The 14,596-nt window shown below is 57.4% G+C and carries 13 protein-coding genes; 5 read left to right on the top strand and 8 right to left on the bottom strand.

Going from position 1 to position 14,596, the window contains the following annotated elements:
• Positions 1–29: 29 nt before the first annotated feature.
• Complete coding sequence (locus RTU33_RS00265) at positions 30–1,190, top strand: pyridoxal phosphate-dependent aminotransferase (protein WP_312624516.1); 1,161 nt, start codon at positions 30–32, stop codon at positions 1,188–1,190.
• Here the strand turns inward: RTU33_RS00265 and RTU33_RS00260 are convergent, their stop codons facing one another.
• From RTU33_RS00260 to dsbG, 3 genes are all read right to left on the bottom strand, one after another.
• Positions 1,191–1,817: a ParB N-terminal domain-containing protein gene (locus RTU33_RS00260; RefSeq protein ID WP_312624514.1), complete on the bottom strand. Its 627-nt coding sequence runs from the start codon at positions 1,815–1,817 to the stop codon at positions 1,191–1,193. It abuts the gene before it with no gap.
• Positions 1,802–3,025 carry a DUF3440 domain-containing protein gene (locus tag RTU33_RS00255; RefSeq protein ID WP_312624512.1) on the bottom strand — a complete coding sequence of 408 codons (1,224 nt, stop codon included), beginning with the start codon at positions 3,023–3,025 and terminating at the stop codon, positions 1,802–1,804. The genes RTU33_RS00260 and RTU33_RS00255 overlap by 16 nt, the downstream gene beginning before the upstream one ends.
• 222 nt (positions 3,026–3,247) lie before the next feature.
• Entirely contained in the window at positions 3,248–3,994 is a 747-nt protein-coding gene (gene dsbG, locus RTU33_RS00250; RefSeq protein ID WP_312624510.1) for a thiol:disulfide interchange protein DsbG, read from the bottom strand.
• A 357-nt stretch (positions 3,995–4,351) separates the two neighbouring features.
• Here dsbG and ahpC point away from each other — a divergent pair, with 357 nt between their 5' ends.
• Together ahpC and ahpF are read left to right on the top strand one after the other, a co-directional pair.
• Entirely contained in the window at positions 4,352–4,915 is a 564-nt protein-coding gene (gene ahpC, locus RTU33_RS00245) for an alkyl hydroperoxide reductase subunit C (RefSeq protein WP_312624509.1), read from the top strand.
• A 245-nt stretch (positions 4,916–5,160) separates the two neighbouring features.
• The gene (gene ahpF, locus RTU33_RS00240; RefSeq protein WP_312624508.1) at positions 5,161–6,726 is read left to right on the top strand and encodes an alkyl hydroperoxide reductase subunit F; all 1,566 of its coding nucleotides are present in this window, start codon (positions 5,161–5,163) and stop codon (positions 6,724–6,726) included.
• A 164-nt stretch (positions 6,727–6,890) separates the two neighbouring features.
• Here ahpF and uspG read toward each other — a convergent pair whose 3' ends face one another.
• A complete protein-coding gene (gene uspG, locus RTU33_RS00235; protein ID WP_312624507.1) occupies positions 6,891–7,319 on the bottom strand; it encodes a universal stress protein UspG in 429 nt (142 codons plus the stop codon).
• Between the two features lie 173 nt (positions 7,320–7,492).
• Entirely contained in the window at positions 7,493–7,903 is a 411-nt protein-coding gene (rnk, locus tag RTU33_RS00230; protein ID WP_312624505.1) for a nucleoside diphosphate kinase regulator, read from the bottom strand.
• 265 nt (positions 7,904–8,168) lie between these two features.
• Here rnk and RTU33_RS00225 point away from each other — a divergent pair, with 265 nt between their 5' ends.
• Positions 8,169–8,999, top strand: coding sequence for an alpha/beta hydrolase (locus tag RTU33_RS00225; protein WP_312624504.1), 831 nt, complete (start codon positions 8,169–8,171; stop codon positions 8,997–8,999).
• A gap of 87 nt (positions 9,000–9,086) precedes the next feature.
• Positions 9,087–9,941 (top strand): AraC family transcriptional regulator, encoded by an 855-nt coding sequence (locus tag RTU33_RS00220; RefSeq protein WP_312624502.1) that lies wholly within the window; start codon positions 9,087–9,089, stop codon positions 9,939–9,941.
• Positions 9,942–9,945: 4 nt separating this feature from the next.
• On the opposite strand, the gene ptsP is transcribed toward RTU33_RS00220, so the two are convergent.
• The 3 genes from ptsP to ypdF are packed head-to-tail and all read right to left on the bottom strand — an operon-like array spanning position 9,946 to position 14,589.
• Entirely contained in the window at positions 9,946–12,441 is a 2,496-nt protein-coding gene (ptsP, locus tag RTU33_RS00215) for a phosphoenolpyruvate--protein phosphotransferase (protein WP_312624500.1), read from the bottom strand.
• Positions 12,442–12,463: 22 nt separating this feature from the next.
• Positions 12,464–13,504 carry an aminopeptidase gene (ypdE, locus tag RTU33_RS00210; RefSeq protein ID WP_312624498.1) on the bottom strand — a complete coding sequence of 347 codons (1,041 nt, stop codon included), beginning with the start codon at positions 13,502–13,504 and terminating at the stop codon, positions 12,464–12,466.
• Complete coding sequence (gene ypdF / locus RTU33_RS00205; protein WP_312624496.1) at positions 13,504–14,589, bottom strand: aminopeptidase; 1,086 nt, start codon at positions 14,587–14,589, stop codon at positions 13,504–13,506. The genes ypdE and ypdF overlap by 1 nt, the downstream gene beginning before the upstream one ends.
• Positions 14,590–14,596 lie beyond the last annotated feature (7 nt).

Raw genomic sequence — 14,596 nt, 5'->3', positions numbered from 1 at the left:
CAACTGCATTACATTCGGGTAAAACGATAATGAGCACTAACCGACTGATTCCGCAAAGCAAACTCCCCAATCTCGGCACCACCATTTTTACGCAGATGAGCGCGCTGGCCCTTGAGCACAAAGCGATCAACCTGTCTCAGGGCTTTCCGGATTTTGACGGCCCGCGCTTTTTACAGGAGCGTCTGGCGCATCACGTTGCGCAGGGCGCGAACCAGTACGCGCCGATGACGGGCGTGCCCGCGCTGCGTGAAGCGATTGCGGCGAAAACGGCTGAGCTTTACGGCCATGCGCCGGACGCGAATACCGACATCACCGTGACGGCGGGCGCAACCGAAGCGCTGTATGCCGCGATTACCGCGCTGGTGCGTGAAGGCGACGAAGTGATTTGTTTTGACCCGAGCTACGACAGCTATGCGCCCGTGGTGGAACTTTCCGGCGGCATACTGAAACGTATTGCGCTCCAGCCGCCGCATTTTCGCGTCGACTGGCAGGCGTTTGCGGCGCTCCTGAGCGATAAAACCAGGCTGGTTATTCTGAATACGCCTCACAACCCCTCGGCGACCGTGTGGCAGAAAAGTGATTTCGACGCCCTGTGGCAGGCCATTGCGGAACGTGAAATTTACGTCATCAGCGATGAAGTGTACGAACACATCTGCTTTGCGGAAGAAGGCCACGCCAGCGTGCTGGCGCATCCACAGCTGCGTGAACGCGCGGTGGCGGTCTCTTCGTTCGGTAAAACCTTCCATATGACCGGCTGGAAGGTAGGCTACTGCGTGGCGCCTGCTGAAATCAGCGCGGAGCTGCGCAAAGTTCATCAGTACCTGACGTTTGCGGTGAATACGCCCGCGCAGCTGGCGCTGGCGGATATGCTGCGCACCCAGCCAGAACATTACCGCGAACTGCCGGAGTTCTACCGCGCGCGCCGGGATGTGTTTATTAACGCGCTGGCGAACAGTCGCCTGGAGATCCTGCCGTGCGAAGGGACTTATTTTTTGCTGGCCGACTACAGCGCGATATCCAATCTGGATGACGTGAGCTTTTGCCAGTGGCTGACCAAAGAGGTGGGCGTGGCGGCGATCCCGCTGTCGGTGTTCTGCGCCGATCCTTTCCCGCACAAGCTGATTCGCCTGTGCTTTGCGAAGCAGGAATCGACGCTGCTCGCCGCCGCCGAACGGCTGTGCCAGCTGTAGTTATTTCACCGTCCAGGCTTCGGAAAACTGACGGTCGCTGAACATATCCAGCAGACCGTTGATTTGCCGCAGCCGCAGCACTTCGTCGGCGTCCATCCCCAGCTCCTCGCCGATTTTCTTGTCCGTCCAGCCGAGCTGTGCCAGCTCCCGAATGATGTCGGCCATCGCGTTAATCTGATGCCGCCCGCGCGCCCGGTTGTGGCGGATGGTGGAAGCCATGCGCCCGGAGGTTTCGCTGGCCTCGTTTTGCAGTACCGCGACTGGCAGATAGCCTTTCAGCTTCGACTTCAGCGCGCTCTTTGACGTGGCAAGCTGCTGGCGGTGAAAGCCATCGATGATTTCATAATGCTGATTCTCAGGCTCATGCACCACAATAGGCTGGGTAAACCCGTCGGTTTGCAGCGATTTCAATAGCAGCTTTTTCTCCGGCGGAGCGACGTTGTTGGGGTTGTAATCGTTCGGGGTGATTTCATCCTGCTTCACCCACAGCACACAGTCCACCGGCTGATTGCGAAATGGGCTCGTGCGATGGATAGCGATGCGGAAGGCGTTTATCGCCTCAATGCGTTCCGCCTCCGGTAGCGTCTCCAGCCAGGCGGTCATCTGATCGATTATTTGTTTTTGCATAAAATTCCCCACTCCTGTCGTTTTTTCGCCATGCGCTGACTATAGCGCTTGTAGTGCTGCGATTTCGTTGGGCTGAATGAGAGCATCCGGCACCAGTAATCGTTATTTAACAGAACCTTGCAGATGCGTCGCCACGAGGGAATGTCCTTCGAACCGGTATCGCCCGTCTGGGTATCGGGGATGTCTTCCGTACCCTGTTTCTGATACCAGTGCAGATAAACGGCAATTTTATTGCGATAGTGCTCGGCGGTGGGTGGCGGCATGGTTTCCAGCAAGAAGAGGGCGTAGGTTTTCCAGCTGTGCCCCTCGGGTTTTTCTATCTTACGGTGGCCGTAAAACTGATTGTCATGCCCGGCGTAGACGCCGCCGCTGTGGGCACCGCCCACGCGCTCGCACATGGCCGCCCAGCGATCCGGCTCAAGCACATGATACAGCCACAATCCCTGACGCTGCTCCGGGCCAAACGGTTCGCAGATGCGCATGTAGCGCAGCGGGACGCCAGCCTGATACATCAAATTATACAAAGGGTTATAGGACAGGCCGCTGCGGGAGAACCAGGTCCAGATATCTGCCGTTTTCCAGTCGTATATCGGATAAACGTACCAGGCATGGCCGCCGGGGGCGATGCTGGTCCAGGGCTTGTCGTCGGCGAAGCGCAGCTTGCGCTGGGAAGCTATCGCCAGGAAGCGTGTGTAGGACTCATCAGCGCGGATGCCGATAGTGACGGCGGCCGGGCGCTTTTGTGAAAACCATTCGGCAAACTCCCGGACAAACTGCTCGAAGGAGATGCCCTTCTGGTAAAACGGGAAAAACGAAGGATCGGTGATGGCGTGCTCTGGCGGCTGGCGTACCCAGGGTACGCCGGGTTCCCAGCATTGCCATTCCGGGCTGAACTGGGTGAGCGCATTTGGCGTGGTCAGCGGCAGCGCGACCCAATAAAAGGTGTCGATGACGTCAGCATATTCCCGGCGCATATTTTCGCAGTGCTCAATGGTGCTGGAAAACTGGGCTTCCCAGTCAATAAACAGGACGCTGAATTTTTTATTGAGCTTTCTTGCAAGCTGGCCGGTGAGATGCAGCATCACGGTGGAATCTTTTCCGCCAGAAAAGGAGACGCAGACCCGTTTGAAATTGGTAAGCGTCCAGATGACTCTTTCTGTGCTGGCGTTGACCACGGACTGATTAAGCGGAATTTTATAGAGTGACATTCCGTTGCCTTAAGAATCTACAGAATTAACAGAGGTTCAAGTATACACCAATTTAATATCACACTGTCGGCTGGCCTGGTTTTTAATATATTCACGAGATCAATTTATTAATGCGATATAATTTGTCCTGAAAATAAACAAAAAGATAAATAATGCTTAAGTGACGAGGGGGTGAGGATATAAAGGGTAAATTTATCTTATCAATAATTTACCCGTTTATGACTATTTTTCGCCCATCATCGCCTTCAGGTTTTCGGCATCAGGCAGGCCGACGACCTGCTGGAGCATATTCTCAGCGTTCAGATAATAAATAGCAGGTGTGGCATTTGCGCCTAATGCATCCATTATTTTCTGATTGTTGTTGATGATTTCCATTTGTTCCGGCGGAACGGATGTTGCGACGTTCAGCTTCAGTTTCCCGCCGGACTGTTCGTAATCGTGCCAGGTTTTAGCCGGATCCTGGCTGCCAAGAATGGCTGCGGCGGTGGCAGGGCTTTCCGGTTTGATGACGCCAACCATCAGGGTGCGAAGCTGTACTTTGCCGGACTCCACCCACGGGCGAACCTGCTGCCAGAACTGCTTGCAGTAGGGGCAGAATGGATCGGCGAACACATACACCACGCGCGGAGCAGTTTTTTTGCCATCGAGGATCCAGTGTGCCTTTTCCATCTGCTGCCAGAGCTCGCGCCCGGCAGGCGCGTAGACCTCTTTCTGAATGATCTGCTCGCTCAGGTTGGTGCCTTGCTCATCGTACATATAGCCCGAGATGGCGTGCTTGCCGTCCGGCGTAAGGTAAATGGTGACGCCCATATCCTGATATTTGCCGAGCCAGCCTTTCATGCCGTCCGGAGCATCAAAGGGCTTCAGAATAGTAATACCCTGTTTCTCTAATGCTTTTACCGGGGCGGGCAGATCCTGAGCCGACGCTATCAGCGGTGCAAGCGTGAGTAAGTAGGCCAGTTTTCGCATAGTAACTCCTTGTAAAAAAAGGGTGACAGACAGTGAACGGTATAGCCTATCACAACCATAGATAAGACCCCGGCCTGACGCAATTGCGCGAACAGGGGGGGAGTGCTCTAATCCCTTTCGCTATTACGGCCTTTAAGAGGTTGGTAGAGCGCAACGCACAGCCAGCTTGCTGGCACTGACGCCTTTCGGGATGTTCAGGTAACGGGGCCGCCTGAAAAGGTGGCCTTTTTACGTTCTGGCTATCAGAACCGCTGGGTTTGTCAGGTAACGCCGATTGATTTGATAAAGCAAACGCATTGGCTCAATCCATCGAACCCGGTTACCTTAGCCCTCAACGACAACACGGAGGAAGTACAGATGTCCTTAATTAACACCAAAATCAAACCTTTCAAAAACCAGGCTTTCAAAAACGGCGAATTCGTAGAAGTCACTGAGAAAGACACCGAAGGTCGCTGGAGCGTGTTCTTCTTCTATCCGGCTGACTTTACTTTCGTATGCCCGACCGAGCTGGGCGACGTTGCAGACCACCACGAAGAACTGCAGAAGCTGGGCGTAGACGTGTATTCCGTTTCTACCGATACCCACTTCACCCACAAAGCATGGCACGGCAGCTCTGAAACCATCGCTAAAATCAAATACGCGATGATCGGCGACCCAACTGGCGCCCTGACCCGTAACTTCGACAACATGCGTGAAGACGAAGGCCTGGCCGACCGCGCCACTTTCGTTGTTGACCCGCAGGGCATCATTCAGGCCATTGAAGTTACCGCTGAAGGCATCGGCCGTGACGCGTCTGACCTGCTGCGTAAAATTAAAGCGGCTCAGTACGTGGCTTCCCACCCAGGCGAAGTATGCCCGGCGAAATGGAAAGAAGGCGAAGCGACCCTGGCGCCATCCCTGGACCTGGTTGGCAAAATCTAAAATTTCCATGTCTTTCACGCCATGGCAGCGTTGGTGTCACCTGCTCACCCCGGTCACTTACTTTAGTAAGCTCCCGGGGATTCCCAGGCTCGCCGCCTTGCCCTGACGCGAAATCCAAAGGAAATTGATAACGAATAACGGGTGTTTTATTACGCCCGTTTTATTTCAAAAAGACATGATGCAAGCCGCATTCAGGCAGCTGCGAGGCCGCTTGCATGATGACGTTTTAAGAGAGGGATAACGACATGCTCGACGCAAACATGAAAACCCAGCTCAGGGCCTACCTTGAGAAACTGACTAAGCCTGTTGAGCTGATTGCCACGCTGGACGACAGCGCTAAATCGGCAGAAATCAAAGAACTGCTGGCGGAAATCGCTGAGCTGTCGCCGAAGGTAACGTTTAAAGAAGACAACACGCTCGCCGTGCGCAAACCGTCTTTCCTGATTACGAATCCAGGTGCTGACCAGGGACCACGCTTTGCGGGCTCTCCGCTGGGCCATGAGTTTACCTCCCTGGTGCTGGCGTTGCTGTGGATCGGCGGTCATCCGTCGAAAGAAGCGCAGTCCATGCTGGAGCAGATTCGCGACCTGGACGGCGATTTCGAGTTCGAAACTTATTACTCGCTCTCCTGCCATAATTGCCCGGACGTGGTGCAGGCGCTGAACCTGATGGCGGTGCTGAATCCGCGCATTAAGCACACCGCAATTGACGGCGGCGTGTTCCAGAATGAAATCACCGACCGCAACGTGATGGGCGTGCCTGCCGTATTTGTGAACGGTAAAGCGTTCGGCCAGGGCCGCATGACGCTGGCGGAAATCGTCGCGAAAGTGGATACCGGTGCGGAAAAACGCGCGGCGGAAGAGCTGAACAAACGTGATGTTTACGATGTGCTGATCGTTGGCTCCGGCCCGGCAGGCGCGGCGGCAGCGGTGTACTCCGCGCGTAAAGGCATTCGCACCGGCCTGATGGGCGAACGCTTTGGCGGCCAGGTGCTGGACACCGTAGATATTGAAAACTACATCTCCGTACCGAAAACCGAAGGCCAGAAGCTGGCGGGTGCGCTGAAGCAGCACGTTTCTGATTATGAGGTTGACGTCATTGATTCCCAGAGCGCCAGCAAGCTGACGCCAGCGGCCAGCGAAGGGGGCCTGCATCAGATTGAAACCGCCTCCGGCGCGGTGCTGAAAGCCCGCAGCATCATCATTGCTACCGGTGCAAAATGGCGCAACATGAACGTACCTGGCGAAGATCAGTATCGCACCAAAGGCGTGACCTACTGCCCGCACTGCGACGGCCCGCTGTTTAAAGGCAAACGTGTGGCGGTGATCGGCGGCGGCAACTCCGGTGTGGAAGCGGCTATCGATCTGGCGGGTATCGTTGAGCACGTGACGCTGCTGGAGTTTGCGCCAGAAATGAAGGCTGACCAGGTGTTGCAGGACAAAGTCCGCAGCCTGAAAAACGTCGATATCATTCTGAACGCGCAAACCACCGAAGTGAAAGGCGACGGCAGTAAAGTGGTTGGCCTCGATTACCGCGACCGGGTGAGCGGCGATGCGCACCACGTCGAGCTGTCGGGCATCTTCGTCCAGATTGGTCTGCTGCCGAACACCACCTGGCTGGAAGGCGCGATTGAGCGCAACCGCATGGGCGAAATCATCATTGACGCCAAATGCGAAACCAACGTGAAAGGCGTGTTCGCGGCGGGCGACTGCACCACAGTGCCGTACAAGCAAATTATTATCGCCACGGGTGAGGGCGCGAAGGCTTCCCTGAGCTCGTTCGATTACCTGATACGCACCAAAACGGCGTAATACAAAAAAAGTAAGACACACCTGCAATGTGAAGAGGCTACCGAAAGGTAGCCTCTTTTTTCATTTCAGCGCATTGTCGGGTCGTCGATCGCCTGGCGGCGCTGCGCTTGCACAGGCCTACAAAACCCGTAGGCCGGGAAGCCGAAGCGCCTCCCGGCAAGACGTCACCGCACCACCAGCACCGGAATATGCGCATGGCGAATCACGCTGGAGGCATTCGACCCCAGCAGATGCGTAGCGATGGATGGATTGCGTGAGCCAATTACCACCACGTCGGCGTGCAGCTCTTCGGCAAGATCGTTGACTACGTCGCGCACGTTGCCCATTCGCACGTGCATTTTGATGCGCGAAGGGTCGATGCTGAAATGGTCCACCATGGTCTTCAGGCGCGTTTCCGCCTCCTGATGCAGATGCTCTTCAAAGCGGCGTAAGTCAGCAGCGAAACGGCTCATGGTCAGGCTGGCGGAGCCGGGCAAAACGTGCAAAAGGTGGATAACGCCTTCCTGCTGGGCAAGAAATTCCGCATGACGAACGGCCTTATCGCTCAGCGCCATTTCAAAGACGTCCACCGGCATAATGATCGTGTTGTACATAGCAATTCCCTCCTTGTAACAGATGATTTAATACAAGCATATCCGACGAAGAATTTATGACATTCAGGTCGCAAATATGGGTAACGCAGCGCAAAGGGAGGGTAAAGTTTTGTTAGAAGGAGAACGGAAAGAGGATGTGGGTACATCCTCTGAAATCGGCGGGTGAGCGGCGATTAGCGGTGAAATTCACCGGCGGCTTCAGGCTGGTAGATAAGCTCCAGCACCTCGAGGTGGGTTTCGGTGCCGTTGGGCAGCGTCCAGTGAATGGCATCACCTACGCGCAGGCCAAGCAACGCCGCGCCGACCGGTGCCAGGACGGAAAGCTGCGTTGCGCTGTCAGTCATATTGGCTGGGAACACCAGCGTGCGCACGCGCTCTTCGTTGGTGGTTAAATCGCGAAAGCGAACCTGGCTGTTCATGCTGACCACGTTGTGCGGCATCTCCTGCGGAGGACACATCTGCGCGCGATCCAGTTCATCATTCAGCGCCTGAGCGACCGGGGAGTTCGCCCATTCTGGTTTCTCAAGAAGCCGGTCGATGCGTTCGGCATCAAACTCGTTAATGATAATGGTGGGTCTGGTCATTGGTTACTCCATGTTTTTCCAGGAACCTGTTTCCAAAAGAAAACCCTCGTCGTACAGGACGAGGGTTTAAGGTCCGATCATCATACTGATTGTGATCGGTTCTTTGAAGTGATTTTGCTCACATTAGGCGATCGAATGCGTTCCGTATTCTTTTTCTGCTGGATGAATGTTGTGCGAAAAACGTTACCGATTTCAAATCTGGCATATCCTTGTTATGCAGCGCTGTGCCGCCCGGTATCAGCACATCCATGAAACAGGAGATCCCATGAGTGGTTATGACACATTGACCCTGAAAGATGGCAGCACGCTCCACTTCAAAGACTGGGGAAGCGGGCAGCCAGTGGTATTCAGCCACGGCTGGCCACTGACGGCCGACGCCTTTGAAGATCAAATGTTGTTTTTAGGCAGTAAAGGTTTTCGGGTGATTGCCCACGACAGGCGAGGCCATGGGCGCTCTTCGCAGCCCTGGGACGGCCACACGATGGATCAGTACGCCGACGATCTGGCGGAGCTGACGGCACACCTGAATCTGAAAGAGGCGGTCCACGTAGGGCATTCGACAGGCGGCGGTGAAGTGGCGCGCTACATTGGCCGTCACGGCACCTCGAGAGTGGCGAAAGCGGTGCTGATTGGTGCGGTTACGCCGATCATGGTGAAAACCGATTTTAACCCCAATGGCGTGCCGAAAGAGGTCTTCGACGGCATTCGTGACGGCGTGGTGAACGATCGCGGCGCATTTTTCCATGAGCTGACGATGGCCTTTTACGGCTACAACCGGCCCGGAGCGAACGTGTCCGAGGCCGTGCGGGCGAGCTTTGTCGCGCAGGGGCTTCAGGGCTCCATCAAGGCGCTTTATGACTGCGTGAAGGCATTTTCCGAAACCGATCTGCGTGAAGATCTGAAGCGTATGACCATCCCGACGCTGGTCATTCACAGCGATGACGATCAAATTGTGCCGTTTGAAACCTGCGGCAAAGCGGCGGCGGAGATTCTGCCAGATGCGCAGCTGAAGGTTTACCCTGGCGGCTCCCATGGGATTTGCACCACCCACAAACAGCAAATCAACGACGATCTGCTGGCCTTCCTCAAAGGCTGAACCCGTGGCCCGGTACGTGATGTGCCGGGCATACAGCCGCTCTGCTACCGGTTACACTCTCATTTTTCGACTCTTCAGAGCAAAACGATGCCTTTTACTGACCTGCCCGCCGACCGCCGCTTCTTCGCCGACCTGCTGAGCGGGCTGGTGCTCAATCCGCAGAGGCTTGGCCGCGTGTGGTTTGCCGGTGCGCCGAAAATGCTGCCCGCGGGCGCGCTATGTCTCGACATGCCGCGTCTGGAAGTGGTGCTGCGCGGGGAGTACGGCAACCGGCTTGATGAGGGTCAACGGCATATGACTCAGGGTGAAATGCTGTTTATCCCGCCGCGCGCCGCTAATCTGCCCGAGTTTACCCGTCCGGCGATGGTGCTGAGCATGGTATTTGCCCCGGCGTGGACCGGCATGGCGTTTTACGACAGCCGCGGCGGCGGCACGCCAGCACCGCTGCGTAAAATCGACGTGCCGCATCAGCAAAGAGGCGAGGGCGAGGCGATGCTGACCGCGCTGACGTTGCTGAGCCGTTCGCCGCAGGATCAGGCGATTATTCAGCCGCTGGCGCTGAGCTTTCTGCACCTGTGCCGCAAAAGTTTGCTGACGCAGGATGACGCAACCCCCTCACGCCCGCAGTTTCTCTATCAGAGCATCTGTAACTGGATTCAGGATAACTACGCCCGTCCCCTCACGCGAGAGGACGCTGCCGCCTTTTTTAACATCACGCCGAACCACCTTTCCCGCCTGTTCAGCCAGCAGGGAACGATGGGGTTTGTCGACTATCTGCGCTGGGTGAGGATGGCGAAGGCGAGGATGATTTTGCAGAAGTATCAGCTGTCGATTGGCGACGTGGCGCTGCGCTGTGGCTATCCGGACGGGGACTACTTCAGCCGATTATTCCGGCGCCAGTTTGGCCTGACGCCGGGAGAGTATCGCGCGCGTTTCCAGTAAACGCTTAAAAGGTCAGTTCCTGATTGAGCAGATCCAGGATGCCCTGGGCATCTGTGGCTTCCATCAGCGACTGCCGGAAGGTTTTGTTCACCAGCTTGCGCGCCAGTTGCGAAAAGACCTTCACGTGGTTGAGGCCTTCGTGTTCGCCAAGCGTGAGCATAATCACCAGCTCCACTTCCCCCATCTCCGACTGCCAGTCGGTGAGGGCCGGAAGCCGTGCGATGCTGATGCTCGAGTGGCGGATCCACGCCGATTTGGTATGCGGGATCGCCACGCCGAACCCGACGCCGGTAGTGACAATCTCTTCGCGTTGCCAGATAGCTTCTTCCAGCTCCAGCGGGTGCTCCGTGCGCCCGTTTACCGCCAGGTTGCCGCACAGCAGCTGGATAATCTGCTCTTTGCGATAAGGCTTGTCGGTGAACAGGATGTTCTCCAGCGCCAGCAGCGGGCGGGCCTCCTCTTGCGGCGTGAAGTCGCGCAGCAACGTTTCTATCTCTTCGGCACTGCGGCACTCGCAGGCTTTGTCAGCCAGTTCGCGGCAGGCATCGCTGTTGAGCTGGCGCAGCAGGCTTTTTACGGCCGGAATACGAGGCCCGCTCATGCTGAGTTCATCCAGCCCCAGGCCGAGCATCAGCGGCAGATAGCGGCTTTCTCCACCCAGTTCGCCGCAGATGCCGACCCATTTCCCGTGACGGTGGGCGACGGTGACAATCTGGCTCAGCATACGCAGGAAGGAGGGCGTGATGGGGTTATACAGCGGCGACACCCGCGGATTGTTGCGGTCGACGGCGTAAAGATACTGCGTCATGTCGTTCGAGCCGATGCTGAAGAAATCCACCTCGTCGCAGAAGTGATCGATGATGTAGCACACCGATGGCACCTCCACCATGATGCCGAGCGGCAGCGATTCGGCGTAGCGCAGGCCCTCAACCTGCAGCTCAGCTTTGACTTCCCTTAGCTGATTTTTTACCCACAGGATCTGATCGAGGCTGTGCACCATAGGGATCATTAATTGCGCATTGCCCTGCGCACCAGCGCGTAATACGGCGCGCAGCTGGGTGCGAAACAGCCCGGCAAATTCAGGATAAATGCGTACCGCGCGATAGCCGAGGAACGGGTTCTCTTCCTGCGGAATATTCAGGTAGTTCAGCTGCTTGTCGCCGCCGATATCCATGGTGCGGAAGATGACGGGTTTATCGCCCGCCGCCAGCAGCACCTGCTGATAGGCCTCAAATTGTTCCTGCTCGTCGGGGGGAGCCTGGCGGTCCATGTAGAGCATTTCGCTGCGGAACAGGCCAATGCCCTCCGCGCCGGACTCAAACGCGGCGGGGGCTTCCAGCGCGCTGCCGATATTGGCGGCAATTTCCAGCCGGTGCCCGTCCCGCGACAGCGCCGTTAAGGCGGCATCGCGGATCTGACGCTCAACGCGTTTATCCGCCAGCTCACGGGCAAGCCGGTAATAGCCCATCACCGCCTCGTCGGGCTCCGGCACCAGTACGCCGCATTCTCCGTCAAGCACGGCCTGGCGGTGCTCCAGGGCGCTCAGCTCCGCCACGCTAAAGCCGCTCAGCACCGGAATGGACGATGCGCGAGCGAGGATCAGCGTATGCGAGGTTCGGCCCGTTTTCTCCAGCACCATGCCCTTAAGCTGCGTTAAATCGAGCCCCAGAAACTGGCTTGGGGTCAGATCTTCTGCCACCAGCAGGGTCGGCTTAGTCAGACGCAGCACGTTCTGATTGCGGTATTCGGGCCAGGTAATGTGCAGCAGACGTTCGCTGATATCGCGAATGTCGCTGGCGCGCTCACGCAGATAATCGCTGCTGGAGGCCAGCAGTTTGTCACAGATGGCTTCCATATTGTCGATGATGGCGGCAGCAAGCCCCTGCTTTTTGTCGCGCATCAGGCGTCGAATGTTGCTGGCAAACTCTTCGTCCTGAATCAGCGACAGGTGCGCGCTGAGGATCGTTTTGCTCTCGCCGCCGAGCAGACGCAGCTGTTGGTTGAGGCTGTCGGCAAGCTCCGCCAGGCTGTGTTCCAGTCGGGTCATATCCTCCGGGCTGGCGGGAATGGTGCGGTAGCGCTCAAGGCTGTCGCTGCGCCAGAGCGTAATCTCACCAAAGCCGATGCCGCTTGCGAGGAGGGTGCCTGGCAGAATATGCGGATGCAGCCTTGAGAGCGAGCGCGGCAGCGGATAGCTTTGCGGCGCGGCGCTCGCCGGGATTTCGCTGTCGCTGTCGATAAAATCTTTATCGATCCAGCTTTCCAGCGCCCGGCGTGCCTGCTCTTCATCGCTGCCGCTGATCTCCAGCGAACAGCTGTCGTTAAACAGCGTACCGGTGCTCACCAGCGCCAGTGAGCTCTTCGCATCGGCGTGGCTGTTCAGGCGATGATTAATAAAGCGGATGTCGCTTCGCCACGCGCTGCATTGCTCTTTCAGCGCCCAGGCGGGGCGGGCGTGCAGGCCGTTGGGCAGCGGGCAAAGAAAATCGAGAGTCAGCATAACAGTTCCTGTAAGCGCAAAATCAGCATCTGAAGTCCGTCAGATGAGAAACGGTTTTGGCATTCACGTCATGAAGCAGGGCCACCAGCAGCTGGTGGGTTAAATCAATATCGCCCACGTCGGCGATAGACGCCGCGCAGTGTCCGTGGCGGGTTGGCGGGCCCAGCACCACCGTCGGGATCCCGGTGCCGCTCAGGTGTACCGCACCGCCGTCGGTGCCGCCGTTGCTGAACATATCCCGCTGCAGGGAGATGGCGTGGCGGGCGGCGGTCTCTTCGACCCAGGCGGTAAGCTTCGGTGGGGCGATCAGCGTTTTGTCGTACATCACCAGCATCGGGCCTTCGCCAATCTGGCGATGGTTGTCGCTGCCGTAATCAAAGTTTTTTGCCCAGCAGGCGGTGTCGAGTACGAGGGCCAGATCGGGATTGAGCTTGCGGGTTGCGGTTTGCCCGCCGCGCAGGCCGACTTCCTCACTGGAGCTGGCCACCAGCCAGATTCCGGCATTCAGCGGCGTGGCGTTCAGCTCCCGCAGCAGGCTGACCAGCAGATAACAGCCAAGGCGGTCGTCAAACGCTTTGCCCATCACCCGGTTGTGCGGCAGCTCGGCGAAGGGGCTGGCGAAGGTGACGCGATCGCCGGGTTCCACGCCCGCTTCGGCAACTTCATCGGCGCTGCATGCGCCAATATCAACCCGCAGTTTTGTCACTTCAGCGCCGTGCCGCTCTCCGTCGAGCAGCCCCTGAATTTTACGGCCATAGCGCGTGGTGATGCGCACTGGCTGAAGTTCGCGGGCGGTCATCCTGACGTTACCGACAGGGATGACGTCGATGGCGCCTTCGCGGGAAATGCTGCGCACCATAAAACCGACTTCATCCATGTGCGCGCAGATCATCACCTTTGGGCCTGCGCTTTCGTTGAGGCGGATCAGCACTGAGCCGAGCCCGTCGAACTGCACCTCTTTGCCAAGCGCATCGGCTTCCCGCAGCAGAATTTGCCGCACTTCCTGCTCGGAGGCCGCAATGGCGTCGGCTTCGCTCAGCGCTTTCAGTAAGGCAATATCCATTAATTCTCCCCCGTCAGAAGCAGCGTTTTCGGCATCTGGTAGAGCACTTCAGCGCCGGTTTCAGTGACCAGCACCACGTCTTCTATGCGCACGCCACCTTCATTTTCGAGATAAATGCCGGGCTCCACGGTCAGCAGCATGCCGGAACGCAGCAGCGTGGTGTCCGTTGGCGAGAAACGCGGATCTTCGTGAACGTCAATGCCGATAGCGTGTCCGGTGTTGTGGCCAAAGTTCGGACCGTATCCGGCGCGGGAGATGTGCTCACGCGCGGCGGCATCTACCGTGTGGCACGCCACGCCGGGGCGCACCGCAGCAATGGCGGCCAGCTGCGCTTCCAGCACGGTCTGATACACCGCATACAGCGGAGATTGTTCAGGATACTCATAGCGCCCCGCGACCAGGAAGGTGCGGGTCATGTCGGAACAATAGCCCTGGTATTGGGCACCAAAATCCAGGGTCACCAGTTCGCCTGCTACGATAACTTTCTCAGACGCCTTGCCGTGGGGCAGCGCGCCGCGAGGGCCGCTGGCAACGATGGTGTCGAATGAGGGCTTCTCCGCCCCCTGTTGCTTCATAAACCATTCCAGCTCTGCGGCCACTTCGCGCTCGCGCAGGCCAGGCTGAATAAAGCGACGGATATGGCTGGCGGCGGCATCGGCTATCCGGCAGGCTTCGCGAATAAGGGCGATTTCGCCGGTGGTTTTCACCTGACGCAAAGGCTCCAGCGATACGCTGACCAGCTCCGGACGCAGGGCTTCGCGCCATGCGTTACCGCTCTGCCAGCTCACGTGTTCGCCTTCAAAACCAATGCGTTGCAGACCTTCCTCCACGGCAATCTGGTTGACGATGTCCGCCATCGACCGTCCGCTTTCCAGCCGATGAAGCTGATAGCCGTGCGTGCGGGCCGCGATTTCACCGTAGTAGCGAAAATCCACCAGAATATGCGCGTGCTGCCTTGTTACCAGCACGAAGCCGGAGCTGCTCGAAAAGCCAAAGTGCGGCAGCTTGTTTTGCCGGGACGAAATGAGCATCGCGTCGGTGCGCTGGTGCATCATCCTGTCGCGGATCGCCGTCAGAATTGCCATATCCGTC

Origin of the sequence: Scandinavium sp. (genome assembly GCF_032012665.1) — a bacterium.
Taxonomy (GTDB): domain Bacteria; phylum Pseudomonadota; class Gammaproteobacteria; order Enterobacterales; family Enterobacteriaceae; genus Scandinavium.
Note: the sequence above shows the minus strand (reverse complement) of the source record. Positions and strands in the feature narration are given on the sequence as shown.